25 protein-coding genes are annotated in these 26,419 nt (G+C 69.5%); 16 read left to right on the top strand and 9 right to left on the bottom strand.

Going from position 1 to position 26,419, the window contains the following annotated elements; translation table 11 throughout:
- Nucleotides 1–301: 301 nt before the first annotated feature.
- Entirely contained in the window at nt 302–3,292 is a 2,991-nt protein-coding gene (locus ACIBK5_RS33035; RefSeq protein ID WP_399025377.1) for a Z1 domain-containing protein, read from the bottom strand.
- Nucleotides 3,293–3,346: 54 nt separating this feature from the next.
- Nucleotides 3,347–4,900, bottom strand: a complete 1,554-nt coding sequence (locus ACIBK5_RS33030; RefSeq protein WP_399025375.1) for an ATP-binding protein — start codon at nt 4,898–4,900, stop codon at nt 3,347–3,349.
- Nucleotides 4,901–5,539: 639 nt separating this feature from the next.
- On the opposite strand from ACIBK5_RS33030, the gene ACIBK5_RS33025 reads away from it, so the two are divergent.
- Complete coding sequence (locus ACIBK5_RS33025; RefSeq protein ID WP_399025373.1) at nt 5,540–6,127, top strand: hypothetical protein; 588 nt, start codon at nt 5,540–5,542, stop codon at nt 6,125–6,127.
- Nucleotides 6,128–6,142: 15 nt separating this feature from the next.
- Here the strand turns inward: ACIBK5_RS33025 and ACIBK5_RS33020 are convergent, their stop codons facing one another.
- Together ACIBK5_RS33020 and ACIBK5_RS33015 are read right to left on the bottom strand one after the other, a co-directional pair.
- Entirely contained in the window at nt 6,143–7,162 is a 1,020-nt protein-coding gene (locus ACIBK5_RS33020) for an SEC-C metal-binding domain-containing protein (RefSeq protein WP_399025371.1), read from the bottom strand.
- Between the two features lie 137 nt (nt 7,163–7,299).
- Nucleotides 7,300–8,775: a beta-1,6-galactanase gene (locus tag ACIBK5_RS33015; protein ID WP_399025369.1), complete on the bottom strand. Its 1,476-nt coding sequence runs from the start codon at nt 8,773–8,775 to the stop codon at nt 7,300–7,302.
- 248 nt (nt 8,776–9,023) lie between these two features.
- Here ACIBK5_RS33015 and ACIBK5_RS33010 point away from each other — a divergent pair, with 248 nt between their 5' ends.
- The 7 genes from ACIBK5_RS33010 (at nt 9,024) to ACIBK5_RS32980 (ending at nt 15,616) form a co-directional block, all read left to right on the top strand.
- A complete protein-coding gene (locus ACIBK5_RS33010) occupies nt 9,024–9,335 on the top strand; it encodes a DUF6412 domain-containing protein (protein ID WP_399025368.1) in 312 nt (103 codons plus the stop codon).
- 87 nt (nt 9,336–9,422) lie between these two features.
- Nucleotides 9,423–10,136: a YidC/Oxa1 family membrane protein insertase gene (locus ACIBK5_RS33005; protein WP_399025366.1), complete on the top strand. Its 714-nt coding sequence runs from the start codon at nt 9,423–9,425 to the stop codon at nt 10,134–10,136.
- A gap of 144 nt (nt 10,137–10,280) precedes the next feature.
- Nucleotides 10,281–11,138 carry a fumarylacetoacetate hydrolase family protein gene (locus tag ACIBK5_RS33000; RefSeq protein ID WP_399025364.1) on the top strand — a complete coding sequence of 286 codons (858 nt, stop codon included), beginning with the start codon at nt 10,281–10,283 and terminating at the stop codon, nt 11,136–11,138.
- 277 nt (nt 11,139–11,415) lie between these two features.
- Entirely contained in the window at nt 11,416–13,263 is a 1,848-nt protein-coding gene (locus ACIBK5_RS32995; protein ID WP_399025362.1) for a serine/threonine-protein kinase, read from the top strand.
- Between the two features lie 307 nt (nt 13,264–13,570).
- Nucleotides 13,571–13,810: a hypothetical protein gene (locus ACIBK5_RS32990; RefSeq protein ID WP_399025360.1), complete on the top strand. Its 240-nt coding sequence runs from the start codon at nt 13,571–13,573 to the stop codon at nt 13,808–13,810.
- The gene (locus ACIBK5_RS32985; RefSeq protein ID WP_399025358.1) at nt 13,785–14,348 is read left to right on the top strand and encodes a hypothetical protein; all 564 of its coding nucleotides are present in this window, start codon (nt 13,785–13,787) and stop codon (nt 14,346–14,348) included. Before ACIBK5_RS32990 ends, ACIBK5_RS32985 begins: the two co-directional genes overlap by 26 nt.
- 125 nt (nt 14,349–14,473) lie before the next feature.
- Entirely contained in the window at nt 14,474–15,616 is a 1,143-nt protein-coding gene (locus ACIBK5_RS32980; RefSeq protein WP_399025356.1) for a hypothetical protein, read from the top strand.
- Nucleotides 15,617–15,633: 17 nt separating this feature from the next.
- Here the strand turns inward: ACIBK5_RS32980 and ACIBK5_RS32975 are convergent, their stop codons facing one another.
- The 4 genes from ACIBK5_RS32975 to ACIBK5_RS32960 form a co-directional block, all read right to left on the bottom strand.
- The gene (locus tag ACIBK5_RS32975) at nt 15,634–16,500 is read right to left on the bottom strand and encodes an LLM class F420-dependent oxidoreductase (RefSeq protein ID WP_399025354.1); all 867 of its coding nucleotides are present in this window, start codon (nt 16,498–16,500) and stop codon (nt 15,634–15,636) included.
- Nucleotides 16,501–16,598: 98 nt separating this feature from the next.
- Nucleotides 16,599–16,997, bottom strand: a complete 399-nt coding sequence (locus tag ACIBK5_RS32970) for an ACT domain-containing protein (RefSeq protein WP_399025351.1) — start codon at nt 16,995–16,997, stop codon at nt 16,599–16,601.
- Nucleotides 16,998–17,047: 50 nt separating this feature from the next.
- Nucleotides 17,048–17,569, bottom strand: coding sequence for a heme-degrading domain-containing protein (locus ACIBK5_RS32965; protein ID WP_399025349.1), 522 nt, complete (start codon nt 17,567–17,569; stop codon nt 17,048–17,050).
- A complete protein-coding gene (locus tag ACIBK5_RS32960) occupies nt 17,566–18,669 on the bottom strand; it encodes a Gfo/Idh/MocA family oxidoreductase (RefSeq protein WP_399025347.1) in 1,104 nt (367 codons plus the stop codon). Before ACIBK5_RS32960 ends, ACIBK5_RS32965 begins: the two co-directional genes overlap by 4 nt.
- Before the next feature lie 96 nt (nt 18,670–18,765).
- Here ACIBK5_RS32960 and ACIBK5_RS32955 point away from each other — a divergent pair, with 96 nt between their 5' ends.
- The gene (locus ACIBK5_RS32955; RefSeq protein ID WP_399025627.1) at nt 18,766–19,866 is read left to right on the top strand and encodes an ROK family protein; all 1,101 of its coding nucleotides are present in this window, start codon (nt 18,766–18,768) and stop codon (nt 19,864–19,866) included.
- On the opposite strand, the gene ACIBK5_RS32950 is transcribed toward ACIBK5_RS32955, so the two are convergent.
- A complete protein-coding gene (locus ACIBK5_RS32950) occupies nt 19,824–20,639 on the bottom strand; it encodes a TetR/AcrR family transcriptional regulator (protein WP_399025345.1) in 816 nt (271 codons plus the stop codon). The two genes, ACIBK5_RS32955 and ACIBK5_RS32950, sit on opposite strands and share 43 nt — an antisense overlap.
- A 129-nt stretch (nt 20,640–20,768) precedes the next feature.
- Between ACIBK5_RS32950 and ACIBK5_RS32945 the strand changes: the two genes are divergently transcribed.
- The 7 genes from ACIBK5_RS32945 to ACIBK5_RS32915 all read left to right on the top strand — a co-directional run bounded on the left by ACIBK5_RS32945 (nt 20,769) and on the right by ACIBK5_RS32915 (nt 26,388).
- Nucleotides 20,769–20,987, top strand: a complete 219-nt coding sequence (locus tag ACIBK5_RS32945; protein WP_399025343.1) for a hypothetical protein — start codon at nt 20,769–20,771, stop codon at nt 20,985–20,987.
- Nucleotides 20,988–21,129: 142 nt separating this feature from the next.
- Nucleotides 21,130–22,806 carry a DUF4157 domain-containing protein gene (locus ACIBK5_RS32940; RefSeq protein WP_399025341.1) on the top strand — a complete coding sequence of 559 codons (1,677 nt, stop codon included), beginning with the start codon at nt 21,130–21,132 and terminating at the stop codon, nt 22,804–22,806.
- 12 nt (nt 22,807–22,818) lie between these two features.
- Nucleotides 22,819–22,941, top strand: a complete 123-nt coding sequence (locus tag ACIBK5_RS32935) for a hypothetical protein (RefSeq protein ID WP_399025339.1) — start codon at nt 22,819–22,821, stop codon at nt 22,939–22,941.
- 108 nt (nt 22,942–23,049) lie between these two features.
- Nucleotides 23,050–23,841, top strand: a complete 792-nt coding sequence (locus ACIBK5_RS32930; RefSeq protein ID WP_399025337.1) for a hypothetical protein — start codon at nt 23,050–23,052, stop codon at nt 23,839–23,841.
- Nucleotides 23,842–23,980: 139 nt separating this feature from the next.
- On the top strand, nt 23,981–24,760 hold the full coding sequence (locus ACIBK5_RS32925) for an HAD-IIA family hydrolase (protein WP_193478283.1): 780 nt from the start codon (nt 23,981–23,983) through the stop codon (nt 24,758–24,760).
- Between the two features lie 123 nt (nt 24,761–24,883).
- Nucleotides 24,884–25,708, top strand: a complete 825-nt coding sequence (locus tag ACIBK5_RS32920; RefSeq protein ID WP_399025334.1) for a hypothetical protein — start codon at nt 24,884–24,886, stop codon at nt 25,706–25,708.
- On the top strand, nt 25,705–26,388 hold the full coding sequence (locus ACIBK5_RS32915; RefSeq protein WP_399025332.1) for a class F sortase: 684 nt from the start codon (nt 25,705–25,707) through the stop codon (nt 26,386–26,388). The genes ACIBK5_RS32920 and ACIBK5_RS32915 overlap by 4 nt, the downstream gene beginning before the upstream one ends.
- The last annotated feature ends 31 nt before the right edge of the window (nt 26,389–26,419 follow it).

Genomic DNA, 26,419 nt, shown 5'->3' with positions numbered 1-26,419 from the left:
CACTTCAGCGAGAAGGACACAGCTAGCGCGAGCTCGCGACCATGTCCCGTGCGGAGGCGCCTCGTAGGAGGTAGCCGCCGCCGTTTTCCCTCGGGGCAGCGCCCGGGGAAACGGGCTTCATCCAGAAGGCAGCGCGACGCCCGCCCACTGCCCGTTCCGAGTCAGGGTGCTCTGGGCGTCTGCACTGCCCGGAGGGCAAGGACCAAGACTTGCCCTCCTATGCCTCTGCGGACCGTCCTGAAAGGCTTTGCCTGCGGTTGGCCCCCGCGGCAGCGGCCATGACGTTGAAGGGGAGCGGAATTCAGGACGAACTCGCTGGAATCGTTGCCTCAGAGGCGAATCGCGAGTTCTTGGCACGGAAGCGCACCAGGCGACGGTCGGCGCTCACGGCCGAGGCGGGCGGGATCAAGGTGAAGGCCATTACGATCTTCGCTGGGTCGGCAGAGCCGTTCCGCACGACCGCCTGCACGTCGCTGTGGCTGTCCCCCTCCACGACGGGGTACAGGAGTGCCACCCCTGTCCTAGACCCGATGCTCTCACCAGGACGATCCTCAGCCGACGAGCGCGCCGCATCGATCAGGCGCTGGGCCGCTGTGCGGTGCTCGACGCTGGCGATACGGCCGAAGGAGGTCTTCCCGGCTTGTCGGCTTCGGCGGACGAGGGACAACGGCAGCGAACCAATCACGCGGGCCTCCACTCGCGTGCTGGCGGCCAGGCGAGGGGAGATGAGTAGCCAGTCGTCCACCGTGGCGAGCGCGCCGTCGAGCTGGCTGAGGTAGGTCAGATGAGGATCGAAGTGTCCTGGCCGCTCCCATTCGATCTTAGACAGCACGCTGACGAGGTCGCTGTGGGCGACGGTCCCGGTCAGGGCCTCGAAGGTACGAGTGAGAGAGCTGGAAGCATCTGGCGGATTGCTGAACGTAGTCGGGACTGCGCTGAGCGAGTCCAGCAAGGGGCGCCAGCGCTCGGTGTTCCGTTTAAGCGCCGCGCTACTCCCCGGGTATGACGCAGGCTCAATGGGGCGGCCAGGCGACCGGATCTCCACGAGTTCCGCGTTGAACATCTTGTTTCGGGCCGAAGGCCTGATCCAGGGCAGGTGCTGCGCCACGAGGGGAGGCACTTGCATGGGTGTTATCTGAGGCTGTCCATCGACCACTACGGCGTACTGCGCCAGCTGTTCCCGGAATGTTTCCTCGTCGCGGCAGATCGCTTCGTAGGCCTCATACAGATCGGCATACCTGTTACGGCCGAAGGGCTCCTCCCTTCCGATGTAGAGCCGGACCAGGTCCCGGTAGCCGGGACGGAAGCCGAACCAGCGTCCCATCTGCATCAGCGTGTCCGCCTGCCGAGTGGTGCGCCGGTAATACGTGATGGTTAGGCCTTCTACGGTGAATCCGCGAGAGAGCTTCGTTCCGCCGACCAAGATCTTCCAGACGTGCGGGGTCCGGTCGAAGTCAAGGTTCAACTGATCGAAGTAGCGGTCGGAGTCCCCATTGACGACGATGACTGGATTGCCTCCTGAGCCGATGCGCTGGCGCGCGGCATTGACGTAGGGGCGTAGTTCTCCGTAGGAGGCAGGGACTGGGAGGTCTGATGCGCGCACCTCGCTGACTGGAGCGAAGTCCGAAGCCCACAGGGCAGCAAGACGTTCATGGCCAGCAGCCGAACTGTAACCCGCCTGATGCCACATGGAATTGATACACAACGCGAGTTCCGCGTGATCGTCCTTCCGGACAGACTGATGAGCGAGCATCGTGTGGTGACGGAACGGGCCGTCGTCCACACCGTGGTCTGCCCGGTACAGCTTCAGGGCGCCAGACAGGACGAAGGCGTCCATGGCCTCTTGGAGACGGTCACCCGTTGACTCCTGGATGTCCCGGATGTGTGCCTGCTCCTGAGAGTTGGCGTACGTGCGCTCATCCCGGGGGATCGCAGAATCCAAATCATGGAAGTCCTGGGCGCCCATGTACCCGGAGGGACGAGGAAGCGAGATCAGGAAATCGCTGGGGAAGATGTCCTCGTCGTCACCGGGGTCAATGAAGACGTTGGCGAAGGGAGTAGCCGTGTACCCAACGTACTGCGCGCGCGGAAGCAGCTTAAGCAGCTGGGAGAGCAACCCGTTGATGGCCGTGCGTTCAGTGTTGCCTTGCTCCCACTTCTTGGGGTCCAGCGTGTTCACGGAAGCCTGGTCGGACTCGTCGTCAATGATCAGAGCAGGCAGCTCACCCAGCAGTCCGTGAATCTGCTTCAGGTCCTTGACGAGCTTTGTCAGAACGGACTTGTTCTTCTTCACCACCAGGACGCGGGCCGCTGCGTGGTGGAGGTTCGCCGGATCATGCAGAGGGCGGGCCGGTTCGCGCTTCTCAAACTCAAGCGCCCTGATGCCTTGCGCCAGGCTTTTGTAGTCATTGTCGCGAGTAGTCAGACGCTCGATGTCGAACGCACCGAGCACAGATGGGCGCGCGCCGTGCTGGACGAACTCGTCCCAGTCCGCGTCATCGTCGCCTACGTAGTCCACGCCTACGAGGGAGTCAAGGTCCGTGATATCCGCACCGCGCAGGATGTTCTCCTGCCCGATTAGCTCCATGTCGAGGCGGCGCTGGGTCTGAGCGCGCAGCAGGTTGAGTGTCCCGCCCAGCACGATGACGAGGCGGTACCCGGCGTCGATCGCCTTAGCGGTGACGCCAGTGAAGTTGGCTGTCTTGCCCGACTGCACGTATCCGACGACTAGGCCCTTTGCCTGCCGAGCCCTCGGCTGCTCTGGATCGGTGAGGCGTTCAACAACGGCCCGGCTTGCTTCATCGAGGCTTGCGATCGCGGCGTCAGACCATCCCTTGGCACGGAGCTTCTGCTCGTACGACGCCCAATAGAAGGAACGGGCGGAACCACGGTCAGGGGTGTACCAGGGGATGAACTCACGCGTGATCACGGTGGGACCTGCGATCTTCGCCACGGGTACGGCGTCATCTAGCGCCTTCCGCAAGTCATTACCAAACCGCAGCCGGTCATACACCGCTGTACGCCGAGCATCGGTGCGGGCAGGTATCGCCAGCGCCCACTGAGGACCTTCGGCGAAGTCCCAGGCGGTGAGGTGACGGCTCCATAGAGCTCTGAGTGCCTCGTCACCGTTGACGAGGTAGGCGCGAAACACTTCCTCGCTCAGGTCGGCGTCCGGATAGTCCTCGTCGGCGGCGACGGATGCCCAACGCGCGAAGTGCCGTGGGATGTTCCGCATGCCGGCCAGCGCGTGGGTGTGAATGTCGAGGAGCGCGTTGGCTGGGATGTCGCTCATGTGAAGGAGTCCTCAGTCCGCATGGGGTGAAACGTGGATTACTGCGCTTTGGTGTCAGGAGAGTTGTTGCAAACGCCGAGTGCGCTGGGCATCCACGGAAGCCAGGAGAATGGTGTTCCAGTAGTCCAGACGGTCTTGGCGACTACGTTCCCAGCGCCCGAGGCCGAAACAGTCCTCAAGAAGCAGATATAGCAAGGTCTTCGTGACTGGGGCGTCGTTCGCGCCGCCGCGCCTTCCGTCGTTGAAGTCCTCCCGGTAGGCCTTGTTGAGGATGACCGAATTATGTTCACGGTCAAGGTCGAAGAACTGGTTGGGGGGAAGCGTGCCCCAGGTGAAGGCGATCGGTTCCTCGTCCGGTTTCTCAGGAAGTTCTTCCTTGATGACTCGCTTGACTTTGGGATCCAGTCCCTTGCCCGGGGGAGTTACAGGCTTGCGGACGATCTCATTACGCCTCGAACCGTCCCGGTAAGCAGTCTCGGCGTCCAGCGGGTAACTCCGGAATAGATGCCCCCTGGAGTCCGCGGCCTTGTCGAGGCCGTCCGTGAAGGCTGAGGTGACGGTGATGCTCTCCTTCTTCACATCAAGGCTGAGGACGTTGTTCTCGCGGGACGGAAGGTCGATAGCGATCCGGGCGAGAACATGGTGCCCCTCAGGGCTCCGCCACCCGTTCCATCCTCCTGCCTGCACGAGGCGGTCGTTCCTGTAGAAGTAGAAGCCTTGCCTATCCATGAGGGACCCGATCTGGCGAAACCCCGCTTGTTTGGACTTGGCAGGCCAGATGTGGGCGGTGAGGCGTAGGTCTCCCAGGCTTTCCACCGGGGCAACGAATTCCCGGGGATATCCGGACTTGCCCGGCACCTTGTAGCCGAACGGATCCAGGGCTTCTACGGCGATGTGATCCACTTCCTCGCCGAAGCCGGGCTCCCCGCTGCTCACGTCCCACACTGCTATGTCGAGTTTCAGACCTCGCTGTAGGTACCGGTGTAGGTAAAGGCCAAGGTGGGTCTCAAGGCGGGAGATGGCCTTGGATAGGAATTGGTCGCTCTGGCCGCGTGCGACTGTCTCAAAGGCCCGCACGCCATCCCAGCGCACGATGGTTCCCTGCCACTCGATTACGCCGTCGTAGCGGTCTACGAGATTCTGCGCGTATAGCGGGTCGACGGTGTCGCAGCGGAAGCTGTCCTCGATGCCCGCTGCGGTAAGACGCCGCCCTGCAGCTCGGCTGCGCCTAGTGCGGCTGACCACAGTGAGTGATGAGGCATGGGAGAGAGAAGCGGCCTTGAGGCCTGTGCCGTACATGCCGAGGGCATCCTCGCCGTAGTCACGGCGGCGTCCCACCGTCATCGCGGCATCCAGTCCCTCATCGTCCATGCCGACGCCGTTGTCGATGATCAACAGCGTGAGGATCCGGTCGGCATCACGCAGAAAGTGCACGACGATCTGGTCGGCACCGGCGTCGATGGAATTGTCGATGAGGTCAGCGACGGCGACCTCGAAACCGTAGCCCTGGTTGGTCAGGGCCTTTCCGTACCCCGCGTCGGGCGGCAAGTGCGCGCTGCCGGTTGTGGGGACGTCGTACTGCCAGTCGGTGCCAGGTTGGTAGGGCATGCTTCCTCAAATGCACAGGTCAGGACCTGCTCGCGAAGTAGCAGCCCCTTACACACAACGGAGAGTGTGACGGTACTGCAAAGGTTGGACATAGGGGGAGGTGGGAGCGGAACAGGGGCGATAAGTCCCTTATTTTTCAAGAGCTTTGGCCACGGATATTCCTTAGATGCCCAGCTTTATAGGCATTTGCAACCTGGGGCGAACTGAGTCCGAGCTGGTTGCGGGACGTTGGCGGTGGCGTCGGATCCAGGTGCGGGTCGGGCCGCCCGCTTCCTGGTCAGTGTCGTGCCTCCGCGCCCCGCATCAAGGGCGCTCCACTCCGCTGCGCTGCGTTCCGCGTCGGCTGCGCCGATGGCCCTGCGGGCCACCCTTGACCCGGGTCGCTCCAGCACGGGAGAGAAGCGAGCGGGCGGCCCGGGGGAGGCGGGGGCCAACGGGGCGGTCGCGGCATGGGTTGGCTGTTCGGGTGCTCTGCGGGGACGGGGGTGCGGCAGCATCTCGGTGTGCGTCACGCCGGTCGGCCGGCTCCAGCGCGGCGTCGTCCACCGCCGGGCAGGAGAGGTCTGGTCGGGGGGCTGCCGCAGTGGGTGCGGGAAATGTGGTGGCGGGGGTCTGCCAGGGCGTGTGAGCGTTTGGGGTATGGGGAATTCCAAGGCCTATCCCGTTCTGCGGACCACCGACGCGGCCCTGGCGTACGCGCAGGCCAAGCGGCTGTGTGGGCTGTTGGCGTCGTGTGATGACGAGGTCGAGTTCTTCGCCGAGCTGCGGACGGTCGCGGACGTGCGGCAGATGGCCGCGGTCCTGCCTGAGGCGAAGTTCGAGTACGCGGAGGCGCGGATCGGTCCGGCGGGTGAGGACCTCCGGTTCGACCTCGATGTCGCGGCGGTGGACGACGCCGCGCTGGAGCCGCACCTGCCACTGGACGTGATGGTGGATGCTCCCAGGGGGAGTGTGGAGGAACGCTTCGTGGCGGCTCTTGGCCAGGGCGTGGCCCGTATCGACTGGCAGGGCGTGTGGCCGGATGAGCCGGAGGCGGGTCACTACGGGTCGGTGAACTACGACGGGGTTCAGGTCGTGTTCCACGGGGAGCGCGCCCAGTGGGGGCCGTGGGCCGAGCAGCACACCGTCTTCGTGCACGTGACCAAGTACGGTGACCTGGCCCGGGCCCAGAAGCTCGCCGCGCACATCGGCAGCGAGGTCCTGGGCGACTCACAGCTCGGGTGGTGAGGGACTGCCGGGACTTCAGGCGGTCGTGGTGCCGTGGCACTCTCCGTACGAGCGGCCTGAGCCGCACCAGCACCCCGCCCCCTGCTGCGGAGGCCAAGCCACCGCCCGGCCCCGTGCCGCCAGTGTCGTCGCGTACTGGGGGAGCAGGGTCGCGTCGGTCGGGGAGGAGAGTTCCGAGGCCGCGAAGGCCTCGTAGGAGGGGACCGTGCCGGTGACGATGCCGAGGTTCGGGGTGCCGGAGGAGGCCAGTTCCCGGAGGGCGGACTCTATGGTCGCGAGGTGGGTCTCGTGGGTCGGGTACTCCGACTCCAGCGTCGGGTACGCCTCCAGGAGTTCCGTGAGTTCCGTGGCCGGCCAGTGGAGGATCGCCACCGGGAAGGGGCGGGAGAGGGCTTCGCGGTAGGCGCCGAGTTCTGCTCTCAGGCGGAGGATCTCCGCTTCCAGTTCCGCCGGGTTCTCCGAGCCCAGGGACCAGACGCGCTTGGGGTCGTGGAGTTCGTCCAGGGTGATCGGGAGGGAGTGGACCGTGTCCGCCAGGGCGTCCCATTCGTCGTGGGACTCGCCCAGCATGCGGCGGACACGGTGGCGGCCGAAGAGGAGGGGGTGGGTCGGCTGCGGGGGCTCCGCCACGCCCGTCAAGAGGTGGTGCACGGCCTCCGTGAACGTCTCGTGAGCCGCTTCCAGTTCGTCGTGGGATTCGAGGGATTCGGCCACGATGACCCAGGGGGCCGGGTCCTGGGGGGAGGCTGCCCGGACGCCCTCGATGATCGCCCTGGCCTCGGCCTCGTGGCCGTACTCCCAGAGGTTGGAGGCCTTGAGCGCCCGCACCAGGTGGGGGTTGTCCAGGTCGGCCGTGGAGGACAGCAGGCGGTCGTAGAGGGCGGACGCGGTGGGGCGGTCGCCGGAGAGTTCCAGATGGGCCGCGGCCCGTAGCAGCAGGGCCTCGGCGTCCTCGGGATACAGGCCGGCGGTCCGCTCCAGGCGTGCCGCTTCGGCGGTGTGGTCGACGTTTTCGGCAGGCGTGTCGGGGCGCATGGGGGACACCGTACTGCCGGGAGGTGACGAGCGTGAGAGATGTGCAGGCCAGACACCTGTACCCGCGGATTTCCCCGTGCTCGTCACCCGGGCTTTACGGATCGCCCCGAACCGCCGCCGTACCGTACGCCGCCGACCTACAGCGTCACGCCGTCCACTTGGAGCGTTTGGACTGATTTCGCTGCGAAGGGGACGCTTATGGATTTTCCGGTCAAGCGGATGTCCGAGCGGGGGGTGTAGAGGTCGCCGCCGCCCGTCGTCACCGTGTTCCAGCGGGGGACCAGGCCGCCTGAGCCGCCCGTCACCGTGGAGAAGCGGGAGAGGTCGAAGGTGAGGGTCTGGGCGGAGGCGGCCGTGTTCACCGCGACGATCACCAGGCGGCGGGATGTCGCGTCGTACGCCGCTACCGCGTAGCTGACACCCGTGTCCAGGATCGTCATGCCGGGGCGGATGTGGCGGCTGAACTGGGCCAGCACGTAGTGCTTGGTCTGGACGGTGGTCGGCTGGAGTGTGTTCGCGTCGTAGGCGATCATCGCCCAGCCCGTCGACGGGTCCATGACCTGCCAGTAGCACCAGGCGGTGGGGTGCAGCCAGCGGAAGTCGTAGCAGAGGTTCGACGCCAGGGTCAGGCCCGTGCCGTCGCTGTCGCCCGTCTCGGAGTTCCACAGCTTCTTGCGGGACGTCGTCACCACGTCCGTGTAGAGGAGGTCGCGGCGGCCGCCCGAGCCCTGGTAGCCGTGCACGTTGACTTGTGAGACCAGGGCCTTGGTGGCGGAGTCGAAGGAGGACCAGGTGGAGCGGGCCGTGTCGATGTTCGTTTCGTCCGAGGCCGCGATGCGGATGCCGCCGAGTCCTCGCTTGTCCAACTCGCTGCGCATGTACGGGAGTACGGCCGCCTGGACGGCCGGGTCCATGTGGCAGCCCTCCTGGGTGCCGGTCGCGGTCCACCAGGTGGAGGCCGGCTCGTTGAAGGGGTCGACCGTCGCGAAGTTCACGCCCCAGTTGTTGCGTGCGTACAACGCCGTCGCCGCCAGGTGCGACGCGTGCTGGCGGTAGTTCCAGGTCTGGAGGTTGTTGCCGCCGCCCGCCGCGCCGGAGGGGTTGTGGTTGGAGCACATCCACCACATCGGCGAGTTGGCGAACAGCTCGGTGATCGCGCCCCGTTGCGTCGCCTTCACCAGCATCGCGCGCTGGTTGGCGTCCGCCGACCACTTCCAGGCCGAGGAAGTGGGGTCCTCGTTGTTCCAGTCCTGCCAGAAGCCCTCGATCTGTTTGAAGCCCGGGATGTTCGGCGACTTCACCATCGTCTCGCCGCCCACGCTGTTCCAGCTGCACGCGCCGAGGTTGTAGCGGGCGATGTTGAGGCCCAGGCCGGGGAGGGAACGGCCGTTGTACGTCACCGACTTGGTGGTGAAGAAGAGGTCCGCGAAGTCGTCCCGGGCGCCGAAGACGTTGGCCCACCAGGCGAGGGAGGTGCCCCAGCCTTCCCAGGTGCCGTATGTGGTCGAGGGGGTGACGGCGATGGTGGCGTCCGCGTGTGCGGTGCCGGTCGCCAGGGCGCTGCCGAGGAACGTACCGCCTGCTGCGGACAGCAGGGTTCTGCGTCGTATCACGGCTCCTCCGTAGGGGAACTCGGCGGAATTCAGGGGGATTCGGGGCAGGCGCCGGTCACCCCCCGGCCCGGCGTCGCGGGTTGCCCCGTCGATGGCATCGAGAAGCATCGGGTGTGGCGGGTGGGTTGTCGAGAGTTATGGCGAACCTTTCTCAAACCCGTGTACGAAGTCTCGGACGCACGCGGAGGAGTGATCCTGTATAACGAAGAGCAGGACATACACATGTACGAGAGGAGGGGCCGCCGCCGATGATCCGCCGTTGGGTGAATCCGCGTGCCGCTCTCGTACTGCTCTTCCTGGTCCTGGAATTCGCGCTGCTGGACGCCGGCAGTCTCACCGCCACCGTCGCGTTCGCGGCGACCGCCGCGGCCTCGGCCGCGCTCGCGGTCTGTGCCGTCATCGCCTCGCGCTGCGCGCCCGCCGTGCCACGCACCCGGGTACGTACGGCCATCCGCGACCGGGACCTCCGTACGGCCTTCCTGCCGCAACGCGACCCGGACGCCAAGGGGCGCCCCCGGCCCCGGGCACCCGGACACGCCCTCCGGGCGACCTTCGCGTAGGGGCACAAGCACGTAACCGACCCCGCGCGGGTCGTCATGCCGTCATCACTGACTTCCGGCACGACGAGACCCCCGGAGGGCTCACGCATGTCCGTCTTCGCCAACCTGGTCGAGCACCTCGCCGACCTGCTCCAGCCGTTGTTCGGCGCCTCCGCGGCCGCCGCCGCGATCGTCCTGTTCACCGCGCTCGTACGACTTCTCGTCCACCCCCTGTCACGGGCCGCAGCGCGCGGCCAGAAGGCCCGGACCGCGCTCCAGCCGAAGATCGCCGAGCTGCGGAAGAAGCACGGGAAGAACCCCGAGAAGCTCCAGAAGGCCGTGCTGGAGCTGCATGCCGAGGAGAAGGTGTCGCCGCTGGCCGGCTGTCTGCCCGGGCTGCTCCAGGTGCCCGCGTTCTTTCTGCTCTACCACCTGTTCTCCAGCGACACGATCGGCGGGCGGGCCAATGAACTGCTCGGCCATGAGCTGTTCGCCGCGCCGCTGGGTGAGCGGTGGACGGACGCGCTCGGGGCAGGGAGTGTGCTGAGCGGGGCCGGGCTCGTGTACGCCGGGCTGTTCGTGATCGTCGCCGGTGTCGCGGCGTTCAGCTACCGACTGAGCAAGCGGATGATGGCCGCGAGTCCGGCCCTGCCGGCCGGTGACGGTGCGCCGGTGCCGGGGCTCGGGGTGGTGACCAAGGCGATGCCGTTCATGTCCTTCTTCACGCTGGTCACCGTGGCCGTGGTGCCGCTGGCCGCCGCGCTGTACGTCGTGACCAGTACGACGTGGAGTGTCGTCGAGCGGGCCGTGCTGTACCGGTGACCAGGCGACCGGGGTCCAGTACGTGAACCGGGTATTGCGGAGTGGACCGCCAGCTTGGAGGATCGACCAGTCCTCCGATCGCTGTCCCCGCCGCATCCGGGTCGCGCGCATCGGCGGGCGCCCTCGATCTAGGGAGACGTGATCATGAAGCTGCTGCGAGTCGGTACGGCGGGGGCGGAGCGGCCCGCGCTGCTCGACGCCGAGGGGACCCTGCGGGACCTGTCGGGCGTCGTCGCGGACATCGACGGCGCGCTGCTCGCCGACGAGGCCGCACTCGGCCGGGTGCGGGCCGCCGTGGACGCCGGTGAGCTGCCCGTCCTGGACGCGACCGGGCTGCGGATCGGACCGCCGCTGGGCCGGATCGGCAAGATCGTCTGCATCGGGCTGAACTACCACGACCACGCGCGCGAGACGGGAGCCGAGCCACCCGCCGAGCCGGTCGTCTTCATGAAGGCGCCGGACACGGTCGTCGGGCCGCACGACACGGTGCTCGTGCCGCGCGGGTCCGTGAAGACCGACTGGGAGGTCGAACTGGCCGTCGTCATCGGGCGTACGGCCAGGTATCTGGAGTCCGCGGAGGAAGGGCTCGCGCATGTCGCCGGGTACGCGGTGGCGCATGACGTGTCCGAGCGGGAGTTCCAGATCGAGCGGGGCGGGACCTGGGACAAGGGCAAGAACTGCGAGACGTTCAATCCGCTGGGGCCGTGGCTGGTGACGGCGGACGAGGTGCCGGATCCGCAGAGCCTGTCCCTCAAGCTGTGGGTCAACGGGGAGTTGAAGCAGGACGGGACGACGGCTGAGCAGATCTTCGCTGTGGGGGAGGTCGTGCGGTACCTGAGTCAGGTCATGACGCTGTACCCGGGCGACGTGATCAATACGGGGACGCCGGCGGGAGTTGCCATGGGGGAGCCTGAGCCGAAGCCGTATCTCAGGGCCGGGGATGTGGTCGAGCTGGAGATCGAGGGGCTTGGGCGGCAGCGGCAGGAGTTCAAGGACGCGTAGGGCTGAGTGACGCCCTGGGGGCGGGGAGCTGTCGTTCGGTCGGCGGCTCCCCGCCCGGCGTTTGGCGCGCATATTGCCGGTCGGGGGTGCGCCCCCAGCGCAGTTGTGCGCCATGGGAGCGCGCGCAAGGTGCGCGCTCCTATTCGGACACTCATGGCGCTCAATGTGTGGAAATCAGCCAGTACGGTTGGCGTGCGGGTGGGCTGATTCATGGCGCGCTCCAGGGGCGGCTTTTGCGTGGGGGGTTCGCACCCTGACGCTGAACGGGGGGAGCGCCGTGCGGGTACTCGCCGAGCGGTACGAGCTGATCGAAGAAGCAGGACGTGGCGGCATGGGCCAGGTCTGGCGCGCCACGGACCGGGAGCTCGGCCGTCTGGTCGCCGTGAAGCTACTGCCGCCGGAGCTGACCAGGCACGAGGAGTTCCGGGTCCGGTTCCGCCGGGAGGCCCGTACCGTCGCCTCGCTCAGCCACCGCAACATCGCCGTCCTGCACGACGTCGGTGAGGACGTCCGGGACTCCGAGACGACTCCTTTCCTCATCATGGAGTTCATCGAAGGCCGCACCCTGGCGGACGCACTGGCCGAGGGGCCGTTCGAGGTCGAGCGGGCGCTCGACGTCAGCCAGGGGATCGCCGAGGCCCTGGCCCACAGCCACGGGCGGGGCCTGGTTCACCGGGACATCAAGCCTTCCAACGTCATGCTCACCTCCGAAGGCGACGTCAAGGTCCTGGACTTCGGGATCTCCAAGGTGGTGGCGGAGACCACTACGCGCCTGACCGCGACGGGAATGACGGTCGGCACCCCCGCCTACCTGTCACCGGAGCAGCTGACGGGTGAAACGATCGACGGTCGCTCCGATCAGTACGCCACGGGCTGCCTTCTGTATGAACTGCTCACGGGACGCCCGCCTTTCATAGGCGACTCCTCGTTCGCCGTGATGCACCAGCACATCAGCAAGGAGCCCGTCGCGCCGTCCAGGCTGCGGCCGCAGATCCCGGCGGCGGTCGACGCCGTCGTGCTCCGGGCGCTGTCGAAGGACCGGGAGCAACGCTTCGCAGGCATAGGCGAGATGCAGCGGGCTCTGGCCCTCGCAGGGACAGAAGCCCCTGCCCTGCCGGTGGACCCTCCGGCCCCGCCGGCACCGGCCCCGGCACTCGGGGCGGGGCTCGGGCGGACGATGATGGCCGAACAGCAGACCCAGGCCGCGTCGATGCCGAAGCAGGCGGCTCCCGCCATCCCGGCGCATCCTGCCGCCCCCGCACCTCCCAGCGCCCCGGCACCTCCCACCACCCCGCCGCCTCCTGCCGTACCGGGCGAGACAGCGACCACCCAGGGCGATCAAGCACCGGCCGCACCATCTGCGGCGACCGCCACCGGTCCCGACCAGACAGACTCCGCCGTCACGCCGTCCGCGCGCAGATGGCGTCACCTTGCGGCCGGGAACCGCGTCGTCGCCCTCCTGGGGATCGTGGTCTCGGCCGTGGTCGTCCTCGGCTACCAGGACCTTCAGCCGGGGAGCGGCTACCTCTTACCGTTGTCGGCGATCGTCGTCCTCGGGCTGGCCGCGTTCCGCTGGTGCCCCCTGACATCCGCTCTTCTGTGGTGGGGAGCCGGCGCCCTGGTCATCGCCGGCGTCACCGCCGGGGCCGCAGTCGAGGAGAGCGACATCGCCTCCGTGTCCGAAGCCGACTTCGACGGCCCTCTCTACTACTACGGCACCTACTACAAGGACTACTACGAACTGAACGAGGACCCTTCCGGCCACACGCTGTTCGAGGAGGGGTACGACGGAGAGTACGAGCCTGCGTCGGATCTGGTCTTCCTGGACTACACGGGGCACGAAACGATGTCCGTCCTGGCAGTGCCGGTCCTCGTTCTCGCTGTCCTGTGCCTGGTCCGGACTCTGCGGCCCCGGCGGCACTCGGCTCTTCTCGCGGCCTCCGGCATCACGCTGGCCGGGCTGGGGGTCAGCTGGCTGGCTGTCGGAACCGGTGCCCAGATGACAGCGTTCTCCGTCGCCTGGGGCCTCACGGCACTCGTGGCTCTCGTCCAGGAGTTGCGCGGCCGCGATCGCGGTTCGGGCCTGCGCCCCCGGCGCCGTCTCCGGTTCGTGGTCGCCGAGTAGACAGAAAGACAGGGCTCAGCTCATGACGTTCTTATGTGTGCGCAGAATCGCGGTAGCTGTACTGGTCGCGGCAATCGTCGCGGGGTGCGGAGGAGGTTCTGGAGAATCCCCTCCGCCCAGTCCACCGCGTTCCACGGAATCGGCTGACGAGACCCCCGATCCACCGCCACCCACTGAAACGACGGCCGACAGCACAGAGCCGCCCTCGCCCACGCCACCGGAAACCCCGCCACCAGCGACATTCGAAGCGCCGAAGGGATCCGTTCCGAGCGAACTGGTCGGCGAATGGGACGGGGACGGCACGGCCGTGCGCTTCGACAAGATCCGCTTCTTCGACGACGGCGGTGTGAGCCTCATCTACAACAACGGCCGCGTGCTCGAGGGGACAGCGGTTGTCAAAGGCACCTCCATGACTCTGTACGTGCCGATAGGTCCCATCCCGTACGAGTACTGGTCGATCGAGGAATTCGACGCCGGCTATGGATACGTCTTCGAGAATCTGAAGCTGGACGGGATCAGTTATGTCCGTCAGATCGCCGGTGGCTGACGTGGTCGTCACCGGTGCGGTCCGTGCGGTGCTCTGCGCCACCGTGCTGCTCGGGAGCGTCACGGCTTGCGTCTCACGAGGTGACCCGCCCGGCCCGGCGCCCACATCCACGACAGCCTCACCCACGCCGGCGCCGCCGCGGACCACCGATGCCGCCACGGGTGAACAGGTGCTCCCTCAGTCCTTAGTCGGGACATGGCGGAGCGACACGAAGAACAGTGACGCCAGCCTCACCTACAGCTTCCGGGCCGACGGCGACTACACGTTCGTGGGCGTCCTCGCGTACGACTCCCCGGACGGCATCGTCCAGGTCACCCGCACCTCGGAAGGCTCGGCACGGGTCGAAGGGGCGCACCTCGTCCTGAAACCCGAGAAGGCCGCCACATCCCGCGGGGACCCGGGCGATCCTGAGGGCGACTTCGCGGCGAGGCCCGCTGCGCCCACTGCCGAGCGTCACACCTGGGAGGTGACGGGCGATGCCCTCGCTCTCACCGACAAGAAAGGGCTGCGGGTCACGTACGAGCGGGGATCGCGGTGAACCCGTCGACCTCACGGTTCAGTCTCCGCATCCGGATCCAGATCTGCCTGCTCGCCGTCATCGCCGTGGCGACACCCCTGTCCGCCTGGGCGTTCAGCGAGGCGTCCGGAACGTACCAGGACGCGGTGCGTCAGGAGATCACGCGTCAGGAGACGCTGCTGGACGATGTGCGCAAGGTGTACACCGACGACGCGCGTCTCGCCTTCGACGTGGCCGCGGCCTCGGCGCGCGCAGACGCACTGCGACCGATCCGTCATGAGGGCAGGACTGCCGCGGCGGAGTACGAGATCGCCGCCCAGACCGCGTTCACTCTGCGCGGCGCGGCCGATTCCGGGAGTTTTCTGCACGACGCCTACCGGCACAAGAACCTCGGCTACGACCTGCCCCGCCGACTCGGGGACCTGCAACGGGACAAACCCAAGCCCTACGGACTCGCTCCAGAGACGACGATGCGGTCCGGGGACACGTGGGTCATGTGGGGGCTCGTGTTCGCCGGGCTCGTCGGAATGGCCGTGATCGCCGGTGTGGCCGCCGCGAACGTCGTGCGGCCACACTCCCTGCGCAGGCCGCCGGGTCCTGACCGCCGGCGCGTTGTCAGGGGTCTGCAGCTGATCCCTCAGCCGGCTGTCGTTCCGAGCGGTGAGAGCCGCCCCGCTGCGCTGCTAGGTCTGTTCATCGTGGTTCTGCTGATGGTGCTTCCCCTCGGGGGGATCTACGCGTCGGGTGTCGAACAGCGGGCCCAGGCCGAGGCGGCCCGCAAGGCGACCCAGCTCGGTACCGCTGCCCTGGCCTACGGTCAGCGCACGGCATTCCTGGACGGAAGCCGCCGAACCGCAGAGCTCACCGAACTCCAGGCGATGGCCCGCGAACGCGCCTCGCTGGAAACCGGGGTCACACCCGCTCAAGCACGGCACGAGCGAGTGGTGGCCGTGGTCGAGACACGTGCCGCGGAGCGTGTGCGCAAGATCGCCGACTACATGGGGCGTCCTCCCACACGTGCCGACCGAGTCGACGCCGCGGCGGTGAGGGCCTTGGGTAACGAATCCGAGCACCTGTCGTCTGGTCTTCGGGCCGAACAGAAGCGTCAGGTGAGCCTGGCGGAGCAGGCCAGCAGCCGCGGCCTGTATCTCGGCGCGGCTGCCGCCCTCGCAGCCGTGGCGGAGATGCTGGCCGCCGCCGCTGTCTCCGACGGGCGCCGGAGGTGGCTGGTGTGGCCTGGGACCGCCGCGGGATGCTCGATCCTTCTGACGGCCTTGGCCCTGATCTGAACCACGCCCGACAAGGGTCAGCCGAGCAGAGCCGCCAAGTCGCGCCACGCCTTCCTCGGGAGGGTGTCCTTCGGGGAGTCGTCGATCAGTTGGAGGGCGAGGTGGTCCGCGCCCGCCTCGAAGAATGAGTCGATCTTGGCGCGGATCGCCGTCTCGTCGCCCCAGGCGAACAGGGCGTCGATGAGGCGGTCGCTGCCGCCGTCGCGCAGGTCGTCCTCGGTGAAGCCGTGCCGGAGGAAGTTGTTGGTGTAGTTCGGCAGCGAGAGGTAGAAGGCGATGAAATCGCGGGCCAGGGTGCGGGCGCGGGTCGGGTCCGTCTCCGGGACCACGCCCAGTTCGGGGGCGAGCAGCGGGCCCTCGCCGAGGAGTTCCCGGGCGTGGGCGGTGTGCTCGGGGGTGACCAGATAGGGGATCGCGCCTGCGGAACGGTCGCGGGTCAGCTTCAGGCTCTTCGGGCCGAGGGCGGCCAGGACTCGGCGGTCCGCGGGCACCCCGGCGGCGTCCAGGCCGTCCAGGTAGGCGACGAGGGCCGAGTACGGGCGGCGGTACTGCTCCGCCAGCTTGGCGTGGCTGACGCCGAGGCCCAGCAGGAAACGGCCGGGGTGGGCGGCCTCCAGCTCGGCGAAGCTCGCGGCGGCGGCGTCCGCCTCGTGCTGCCAGATGCTCTGGATGCTGGTGCCGACGGTGAGCCGGGAGGTCGCCTCGATCAGCGGGGCGGCGTTCGCGGCCGAGCTGCTGCCGCCCAGCCAGACGGCGCCGTAGCCGAGTTCCTCCAGTTCAGCGGCGGCCTCGGCGAGTTCGCCGCGCCGGTCCGGGTCCTCCGAGCGCAGGCCCACGCTCCAGATGCCGTACCGGCCGACGGTCTCCTTCAGGGCAGTGGTCATCGGTTGCGATCCCTCCGGTTGGGCGCCGTGCTTGATCACGCGTACGCGGGTGCCAACCGGAGGGGGCCGGTGATGATTCCGCGGAGCCCGGAGGGCGTTCAGGCGGAGCGGTGCGCCAGGCTCTCCAGGGCGGCCACCGCCTGGCCGGCGTGCTCGTACGGGACGAACAGGTGGTCGTGATGGAACCCGGCGACGACATTGCAGCTCAGGCCGGCGTCGGCGAGTTCCCGCGAGACCGCGGCGGTCAGCCCGACCGCCTCGAGCGCGGAGTGGATACGCAACGTGATCCAGCCGGCGACGTAGTCGTACGCCAGCCCCACCGCATCCGCCTCCTCGAGCGGCACCACCAGGGTCAGGCCCTCGGGCTCGGCGACCGTGACCACAGGGGAGATGCCGGAGGGCACACCGCCCTTGATTGTTGTGAACACATAGCGGCCCGCCTTCAGCTCGGGACGCATGCCGCTCAGCAGTTTCCGCAGATCACTCTCACCAGACACGATCATCACCCTACGGCCGCGCGTCACGGCCGCAGGGTGCGCGACAGGCCCTAGCGGTCCAGGAACTGCTCCAGCGCCTCCACCACGAACCGGTGGTCCTGGAGCTGTGGCAGGCCGGACACCGTCACCGCGCCGATCACGCCCACGCCCTCGACGGTGATCGGGAAGGAGCCGCCGTGGGCCGCGTAGGTGTCGGGGTCGAGGCGTGAGGACTCCTCGAACGTCGTGCCCTTGGCGCGGAAGCGAGCGCCCACCAGGTAGGAGGCGGAGCCGTAGCGCTCCACGACCCGGCGCTTGCGGGCGATCCAGGAGTCGTTGTCCGGGGTGGAGCCGGGCAGCGCCGCGTGGAAGAGCTGCTGGCCGGCGCGGTGGATGTCGATGGCGAGCGGGGCCTGTCGCTCCCGGGCCAGTTCGACGAGGAGCGAGCCGAGCGCCCAGGCGTCGTCGTGGCCGAACTGGCGGAAGACCAGGCGGCGTTCCTGCGTCTCCAGTTCCTCCAGGCTCGGCGTGAGCTCCGGCTGGAACTTGGGGCCGAGTTCCTGGTGGTGGGAAGGGTTGCTCTTGTGTGTCACAGGGTCACCGTCACCTTCTCGCGGGCCGAACGGCGGGCGGCCTCCAGTACGTCCAGGGCGGCAGCCGCCTCCAGCGCGGTCACCGGGTTGGGGCCGCCCTCGAGCAGGGCCTTCGCCACGGCCGCATAGTAGGCGGGGTAGTCCCCGGGGAGGGTCGGTTCGGGGCGGCCGCCGCCCGTCACGGGGGATTCTCCGGAGCCCACGCGGCCCCACTCCGACTCGGGCTCGACGCCCCAGCCGGGCCCGGGGCGCAGGCCGTCGCGGAGTGCCGCCTCCTGGGGGTCCAGGCCGTACTTGACGTAGCCGGCGGTGGAGCCGAGGACGCGGAAGCGGGGGCCGAGCTGGGCGGTCGTCGCGGAGACGTAGAGGTGGGAGCGGACGCCGTTGGTGTGCGTGATCGCGATGAACGTGTCGTCGTCCGTCTCGGCGCCCGCGCGGCGGATGTCCGACTCCGCGTAGACGGAGGCCGCCGGGCCGAAGAGGGCCAGGGCCTGGTCGACGACATGGCTGCCGAGGTCGTAGAGCAGACCTCCGATCTCTGCGGGGTCGCCGGACTCCCGCCAGCCGCCCTTCAGTTGCGGGCGCCACCGCTCGAAGCGGGATTCAAAGCGCCAGACGTCGCCCAGCTCGCCCTCGCTCAGCAGCTTGCGCAGGGTGAGGAAGTCGTTGTCCCAGCGGCGGTTCTGAAAGACGGAGAGAAGCAGGCCGCGCTCCTCGGCGAGGGCGGCCAGCTCGCGGGCCTCGGCCGCCGTGCCCGCGACGGGCTTGTCGACCACGACCGGCAGACCGGCCTTGAGGGCGGTGCGGGCGAGCGGCACGTGCGTCTTGTTCGGGGACGCGATGACGATCAGGTCCAGCTCGGCGGCCCGGTCGAACAGCTCGTCCGGGGTGGCGGCGAAGCGCACGTCCGGGAACTCGGCACGGGCCTGCTGCTGCCGTTCGGGGTTCGAGGTGACCACCGTGTCGAGGGTGAGGCCCTCGGTGGCGGCGATCAGCGGGGCGTGGAAGACGGAGCCGGCGAGGCCGTAGCCGACGAGGCCGACGCGGAGGGGCGAGCCGGGCGCTGTGCCGGGGCCCGTGCCGAGGGGAGTGCCAGTCATGGCACCCACTTTCGCAACGCTGTTGCCAAAGTGCAAGCGCCGGGGACAATGGGGGGCGTGAACAGGGCGGACGACCGTACGGGCGGGATGGGCGGCATGCGGGGCACCGGAGGTGGGGTGAATCTGCTCGCCCTGCGCAGTCACAACGCAGCGCTGGTGCTCGACCTGCTGCGGAGGGCCGGAGCCGACGGCATCAGCAGGCTCGAACTCGCCGAGCGGACCGGGCTCACCCCGCAGGCGGTCAGCAAGATCACGGCCCGGCTGCGGGAGGACGGCCTCGCGGCGGAGGCCGGACGACGGGCCTCCACGGGGGGCAAGCCGCGGACCGTGCTGCGGCTGGTGCCCGAGGCGGGGCACGCGGTCGGCGTCCATCTGGACCGGGACGAGGTCCGTGCCGTGCTGGTGGATCTGCGGGGAACCGTGGTGGGGGAGCGGCGGGCCCCGCTGGACCTCGGGGCCGGGGCACCGGCCGTGCTGACGGCGGTGACGGAAGCGGTGCGGGAGACGGTGGCCGGGGTGCTGCCGGCCGGCCTCGACGAGGCGCTGCTGGGGGCCGGCGTCGCGCTGCCCGGGCCGCTCGACCATGGCCGGGGGGTGCTGCACCGGGTGACCGGATTCCCGGAGTGGGACGGCTTTCCGCTGCGGGAGGCGCTGGCGGAGCGGCTCGGGGTGCCGGTGGTGGTCGACAAGGACACCAACGCGGCGGCGCTGGGCCTGGCCGCCGGGGGCGAGGGCGGCTCCTTCGCCTATCTGCACCTCGGCACGGGCCTGGGCGCCGGTCTGGTGATCGGCGGGACCGTGCACCGGGGGGCCAGGACCGGGGCCGGGGAGTTCGGCCACCAGGTGATCCAGCTCGACGGCCCGCCCTGCACCTGCGGCGACCGCGGCTGCGTCGAGGCGCTGTGCCTCGATGCCGTGGCGCGCGGCGACACGGGGGAGGCGGCCCGGGTCCTGGGCGCCGGGGCGGCGAACCTGGTGGGTCTGCTCGACATCGACGTCGTCCTGCTGGGCGGCCGCACGGTGGCCGCGGCTCCGGAGGCGTTCGTACGGGGGGTCGGGACGGTGCTGGAGGCCTGGGCCCGGCGGACGGGCCAGCGGGCCGTGCCGGTGCGGGTCGCCCCCGGGGGCGGGCGAGCCGTGGCGGTGGGGGCGGCTCAGCTGGTGCTGGGGCCGGTGTTCGGGCGTGGGGGCGGGTGAGGGGAACTGGTGCGGATCGAGCTCTCGGCGGGGAAGAGCCGTGCCAGGTGGTAGTCCAGGACCTTCCGCACGTCCGTGAGGGAACGCCGCTCGTACAGGACGTCCAGGCCCAGCCCGACGGCTCCCGACACCAGCAGGTCGGCCTCGTGCGCGCGGTCGATGCCCAGGGCTGTGAGTCCCGCCGCCTCGCCCACCCCGATGAGGTCCGCGACGAGTCGTTCCAGCGGCTGCTCGGCGGCCAGGAAGACCGCCGCGAGTTCGGGGTCGGTCAGGCTCCGTGCGTAGTACGCCGTGAACACGCGCAGGGCGAAGGCCCGTTGCTCGTCCAGCGGCAGGAACTCGTCCAGCACCGCACGCAGCAGCGCGGACGGCTCGGTCGTGTCGTACGGGATGCGCCCCTGGGCCAGCCGCTCGTTCTCCTCGTGCAGCAGGCGCAGCGCGTCGACCAGCAGGGCGTGCTTGGAGTCGAAGTGGTACTGCACGACCCGCAGCGACACCTTCGCCTCCGCCGCGATCCTGCGCATGCTCGCCGCGTCCAGCCCCTGCCGGGCCGCGATACGCCACACCCCCTCGGCGATCCGGCGCCGTTGCCGCGCCCGGACCTCCGACGGCCGGGACACGGGCGGCGTGCCCGGCTCGGGCAGCGGCTGTCTGCGCCGGCGGTAGGCCCGCGCCTGGCAGCTCCGGGAGCAGTAGACCGGCGGGCGACCCCGGCTCGGACGGGCCGTGGGGTTGCCGCACACCGGGCACGTCCGCTTCTTTTCGTCACGCACCCTCTCACGATAGCCCGCCCTTGAAAGTGTGACGTAAATCGGAAATCGAGGGTGGTAAGAGGCTAATACGCATTCGCCGATTGGTACGTTCGTAACGTCAACTCGTCGCTCCCGCTGGAGGGGAAGCCCATGAAGTACGACGTCCTTCAGGTTCTCGGCATGGTGCTGCTGGTCGCGTGCGCCCAGGCGCTCGTCCGGCTCCTCGTCGACGACGGTGAGCGAGGGCTGCTGGGCGGGCTCCCCGGTGGCTTCCTTCCGCTGCTGCTGGCCTACGCGGTGCTCACCGCCGCCGGTGTCCTTCTGACCGGCTGGTCCCACTCGCGCGCGAAGGCTCTGGGGCGCCGCTAGGGCAGGGCCTCCCGGACCTCGGACGCTGCCCCCAGGTGTGCGCGTACGGGCATGTTCATCCAGCGGCGGTTTCGGTAGACGTGGATCGGTTGGTCGGCTGAACGGTCGATCGGCTGTCCGGTTCCGGGGAGAAGGAGAAGACATGCGGGCCGTCCACCAAGGGCATGCCGGTGCGGCCGGCCGGTCAGCGGGCGGATCCTCCGTCAGGCCACCGGCGTCACCGCTGAGCGCGGCCTGGATCCGGCATGTGCAGCGCGTGGCCGCGGCGGGCCACGACACCCGTGAGGCGGCACCCGAGGCCGAGCACGCCCAGGTGCAGCGGGCCGCCCTCGACCGGGCCCTCGGTTCCCCGGCCAGGCCCATGGAGCCGGGCCTGCGCTCCGAGATGGAGCAGCGCTTCGGCGGTACGGACTTCAGCGGCGTCCTCGTGCACGACGGGCCCGCGGCACGCGAGTCGGCGGCGGTCCTGGAGGCCAAGGCGTTCACCAGCGGTCGTCATGTCGTCGACGGCGGCGGGATGACCAAGAAGGACTGGGCGCACGAACTGGCCCACTTCGAGGACCAGCAGACGGGACCCGTACCGGGCACGGACAACGGGGCGGGCGTCAGCATGTCCACCCCGGGCGACGCGGGCGAACGCCACGCGGAGACGAAGGCGGACCGGGTGATGAGCGGGCCGGCGCCCGTACAGCGCACCGCCAGTACAGAGAAGGCCGCGGCCGCCGGCTGCCCGGGCGGGGACGGCTGCGGCGACGGGGCCACGGCGGTCCAGCGCCTCCACGTCATCAAGGCCGGCTCCACGGAGTACCCCAAGAAGCAGCCCGACTCCGACGACTTCTTCGTCGGCCAGGACACCAACGACCAGGGCAGCTGGTACGACGAGCGCTCTCGTTACGCGCCGCCCAAGCCTCACCTGGTCTACGCGGGCGAGGTGGACCTCGCCGTGTCGGACAAGTTCGACCTGGCCGTGGAACACGCCGGCGGCGGCAAGGAACCGAAGAACTTCTTCGCCACCGACAAACAGCTCAGCGCGTCCATCAAGAACCTCCCCGGCGCCGGCCAGAAGCGCGGGCTCTCGCTGTCGAAGACCGGCCGGACCCTGACCATCGAGGGGTCGGACCGCAAGGTCGTCCTCTACGAGGTCGAGCCCAAGTACCGCAAGGAGAAGGGCGGCGAGAAGACCAAGGGCCTCGACGTCCTCACGCCGCAGCGCTGCAACGCCATGGTCGGATGGGTGACCGGGAACCAGTCCATGTACCGCGAGGCGGACAACCGCTACTGGGAGACGATCGAGCAGTTCCTCGCGCGCATGGAGCCCGGGGGCGGCTGGCAGGGTCAGTTCCAGGAGGCCATCGACGGCGGCGACCCGGCCGGATACGACCGGATCACCTTCGGTATGAGCGGCCGCTTCCAGCAGCTGGTCCGGGAGTCCCCCGAGAACGCCGAACGGGTGCTCCAGGACCTGGAGGCCAACCAGCACGCCGCCATCCCCAGGGTCGGCGACGGCATGGTGACCATGGCACGGCCGGACGCCGAGCAGCACGAGGCGCGTAAGGAGGCCCGGCGCGAAGGCTCCGACAACTACATGGACTACCACTACGGCGGTGTGGTCGCGGTGAGCGGCAGCGACTACATCACCATGGAGAACTACGCGCGCGAACAGCACGACGACAGCATGCCCACCCTCGACCGCAACGATCCGCTCTGGTACTTCCGGATGTACGGCAAGGAGGCCGGCCGGACCTGGCACGAGGGGTGGACCGGCTCCGCCGACAACGGGTTCCTGGGCGCCACGCTCACGCTGACCCTGCGCCGCTGAGAAGGGCCGCTGGTGCCGCCGGCGCAGAAACCACCCGACCCCAAGGTCGTCGAGCATCTCCGGCACGCCCAGCGGTGCGCCGGCAACGCGGCCGTCGTCCGTATGCTCCGCGCCGGAGGGAGCGGCACGGCCTGAGACCCGCTCCCGGGGGCCGGCTGTCCGCCGACCGGGCGGATCCGCACCGCCGTTCGGGGGCCGTTCCGGGCCGCGTCGCTCGCGAACGCCCCCATCCGGCAATGTCACATGTCCATGCGACTCTGCACGCCCGCTCACCTCTGCCTGGCGGCGGCAGCCGCCGTCCTGCTCCCCGGTGCTCACCCGGCGTACGCGGACGATCCGGCGCCCGCCTGCGCCGCGCCCGACGACCACACCTTCCCGCTCACCACCCGCATCCACGGCGGGCCGGACTCCTACGCGGCCGGGGGCGGGTACGGGACCTGGTACCTCGACCTGACCAACACGACCGACCGGACCTGCACCGGAATCCACCCCGTCGTCGTGCTCGTGGACGACAAGCGGGCCCTGGAGCCCTCCCAGCCCCGGCTGGAGTTCTTCGAGGGCACGCGGTCCCACACGGCGCGGTTCGAGAAAACCGGCGAGGACGAACTCGTCGGGGCGCTGGCCGACGACGAGGGCCGGTTCGCCGGGTTCACCGTCGGGCCGGGAAAGACCGTCACCGTGCAGGTACGGCTCGCGGTCACCTCGGACGCCGTGCCCAACCAGGTCACCGCCAACGCCGCCGTCGTACAGCGGCACGACGACGACGGAGACTGGGTCGGGCAGTCCAACGACTACCGGTTCGGCATCGCGAGTGATGCCCCGGTCGACGGCGGTGACGGGGAGATCGACGGCGGCACCGACTCCCAGCCGGAGACCGAGCCGGAGCCGGAGGCCTCGGTCCCGCCCCGCGAGGACCGCTTCCCGTTCGCCGAGGAACTCGCCCGCACCGGGATCGGCGTCCGGGTCGCCGCGGCCGCGGCGGCGCTGCTGCTCACCGGGGGCGGCATGCTGCTCCTGGCACGCAGGCGCCGCTGAGGCGGCCGTACCGCGGTGCGGGTCCCTGTGCGCCGTCCCGCCCCTCGGGACGCCGTGACCGGCCCATTCCACATGATCCGGCCACTGTTTAGGCTTGGTCGCACGCTGGACCGGACTCGTACGGCAGGAGATCCCGCACATGGCAGACCGCAAGCCCATCGAGTCGTGGCTCACCGACATGGACGGTGTGCTCATCCACGAGGGCGTACCGATCCCCGGCGCCGACGCCTTCCTGAAGAAGCTGCGCGAGTCGGGGAAGCCCTTCCTGGTCCTCACCAACAACTCGATGTACACCCCGCGCGACCTGCATGCCCGGCTGCGACGGATGGGCCTGGACGTGCCGATCGAGAGCATCTGGACCTCGGCCCTGGCCACCGCCCAGTTCCTGGACGACCAGCGGCCGGGCGGATCGGCGTACGTCATCGGCGAGGCGGGGCTGACCACCGCGCTGCACGACATCGGCTACATCCTCACCGACCACGAGCCGGACTACGTCGTCCTCGGCGAGACCCGCACATACTCCTTCGAGGCCATGACGAAGGCGGTGCGGCTCATCCTCGGCGGCGCCCGCTTCATCTGTACCAACCCCGACGAGACCGGCCCCTCCACCGAGGGCCCGCTGCCCGCGACCGGCGCGGTGGCGGCGCTGATCACCCAGGCGACCGGCAAGAAGCCGTACTTCGCGGGCAAGCCGAACCCCCTGATGATGCGGACCGGGCTGAACGCGATCGGGGCGCACTCGGAGTCCAGCGCGATGATCGGCGACCGCATGGACACCGACGTGCTGGCCGGCATGGAGGCCGGGATGCAGACGTTCCTGGTGCTCACCGGCCTGACCCGGCCCGACCAGGTCGAGGACTTCCCGTACCGGCCCTCGCAGGTCCTGGACTCCATCGCGGACCTCGTCGACCGGGTCTAGACGGCCGGGCCCACAAGGGCAGCGCGGCCAAACCCGTCGCCACCCGTTCGGAGCAGTCGCCGCGTTCCTGAGGATGCGTCGGCCCACCGTGCGGGGGAGGCTCCAGGCATCTGGAGGTTCACGATGGGTTCCCTGAGGTTCACTCTCTGTACGAGCGTCCTGGTCGCGGCGGCCCTCACCCCGGCGGCGTTCGCGGCGGACCCGGGGGGCGTCTCGGTGACCCCGGCGACCCCCGCACCCGGCAGTGACGTCGCGCTCCGTGTGACCGGCTGCGCGGCGCGGACGGCCGTCGCCGCCTCGGCGGCGTTCGTCGCGGACGCCCCGCTGACCGTCACCGACGGTGAACTCATCGGCGAGAGCCGCGTGCCCTCCACGCTCAAGGCGGGGACGTACACCGTGAAGATCACCTGCGGGGGCGCCGAACGGACCGGCACGCTCACCGTCGGGGAGAGCAGGGAGAGCAGGGAGAGCAGGGAGAGCAGGGAGAGCCGGGAGAGCCGGGAGGGTGCGGGCCCGTCTGCGACCAGGGCCGCGACCGGGGCCGCCGGGCAGCCACCCGCGCCGGGAACGGGCGGGCGGCAGCCCCTGCCCGAGGGCGGCGGGGCATCACCCGAGTCCGAGTCCGAGCCCGAGTCCGAGCTCGAGCCCGAGCTCGAGTCCGAGCCCGAGCTCGAGCCCGAGTCTGAGCTTGAGTCCGACCCCCTGCTCGATCCCGGGCTCGAGGACGAAGGCCGGTCGTCCGCCTCCCGGCGGCCCGGCGCGCACGCCTCGCCCGTCGCTCCCGTCGAGGCCGGCGGTGGCGGCGCCGCCCACCTCGTCGCCGCCGAGGACCGAGGCGCCGGGCCCGGCGCCGCGCAGGGCGTGATCGGCCTGGTCCTCGCGGGAGTGGCCGCGGTGGCCGTCGCGCTGGACAGTGTCCGCCGGAAGCGCGGAACGGACCGACCATGACCGACCTCGACCTGGACCGGGTGCGCAGACGCCCCTCGGGCACCGGCCGCCTGCTGGCCGGTGTGGCGTGGGTGGTGCTGCTGCTCGGGCTCTGGCTCTGGGGCCGCGAGGTGACCGACGTACGGCACGGCATCTCCGCGCCCACCACGGGCGACATGGCCGCGGCCGGACGCCCCCCGGACGTGAAACTGCCCCCGGCGCACCGCCCGCTGGGCGACGCGCTGCCGCAGCGCGTCGACATCCCCGGCATCGGCGTCCAGGCACCGGTGGTGGCGCGCGGCCTGGACCGGCGCGGGGCGCTCGATCCGCCGCCGTACGACCAGCCGGGCGTGGTCGGCTGGTACGCGGGCGGGACGGCACCCGGGGCGCCGGGGACCGCGCTGCTGGTCGGGCACGTCGACAGCGAGACCAGGCCCGCCGTCTTCTACAAGGTCAGCGCCCTGCGGCCGGGCCAGACGATCCGGGTGATCCGGGCCGACGCCAAGGTCGCCGAGTTCACCGTCGAGTCCGTCCAGGTCCTCACCCGGGACCGCTTCGACGCCCACCAGGCCTACGGTCCCCGCCGCTCGGGCCGGGCCGAACTGCGGCTGGTCACCTGCGGCGGCAGCTTCGACCGTACGACCGGCAGCTATACGGCGAACGTGGTGGTGTCGGCGTACCTCACGGGTACCGGACTGTGATGAGACGCCCACCGGACCGCGCTGAGACGCC

The organism is Streptomyces sp. NPDC050546 (assembly GCF_044457425.1).
Lineage (GTDB): Bacteria > Actinomycetota > Actinomycetes > Streptomycetales > Streptomycetaceae > Streptomyces.
Note: the sequence above shows the minus strand (reverse complement) of the source record. Positions and strands in the feature narration are given on the sequence as shown.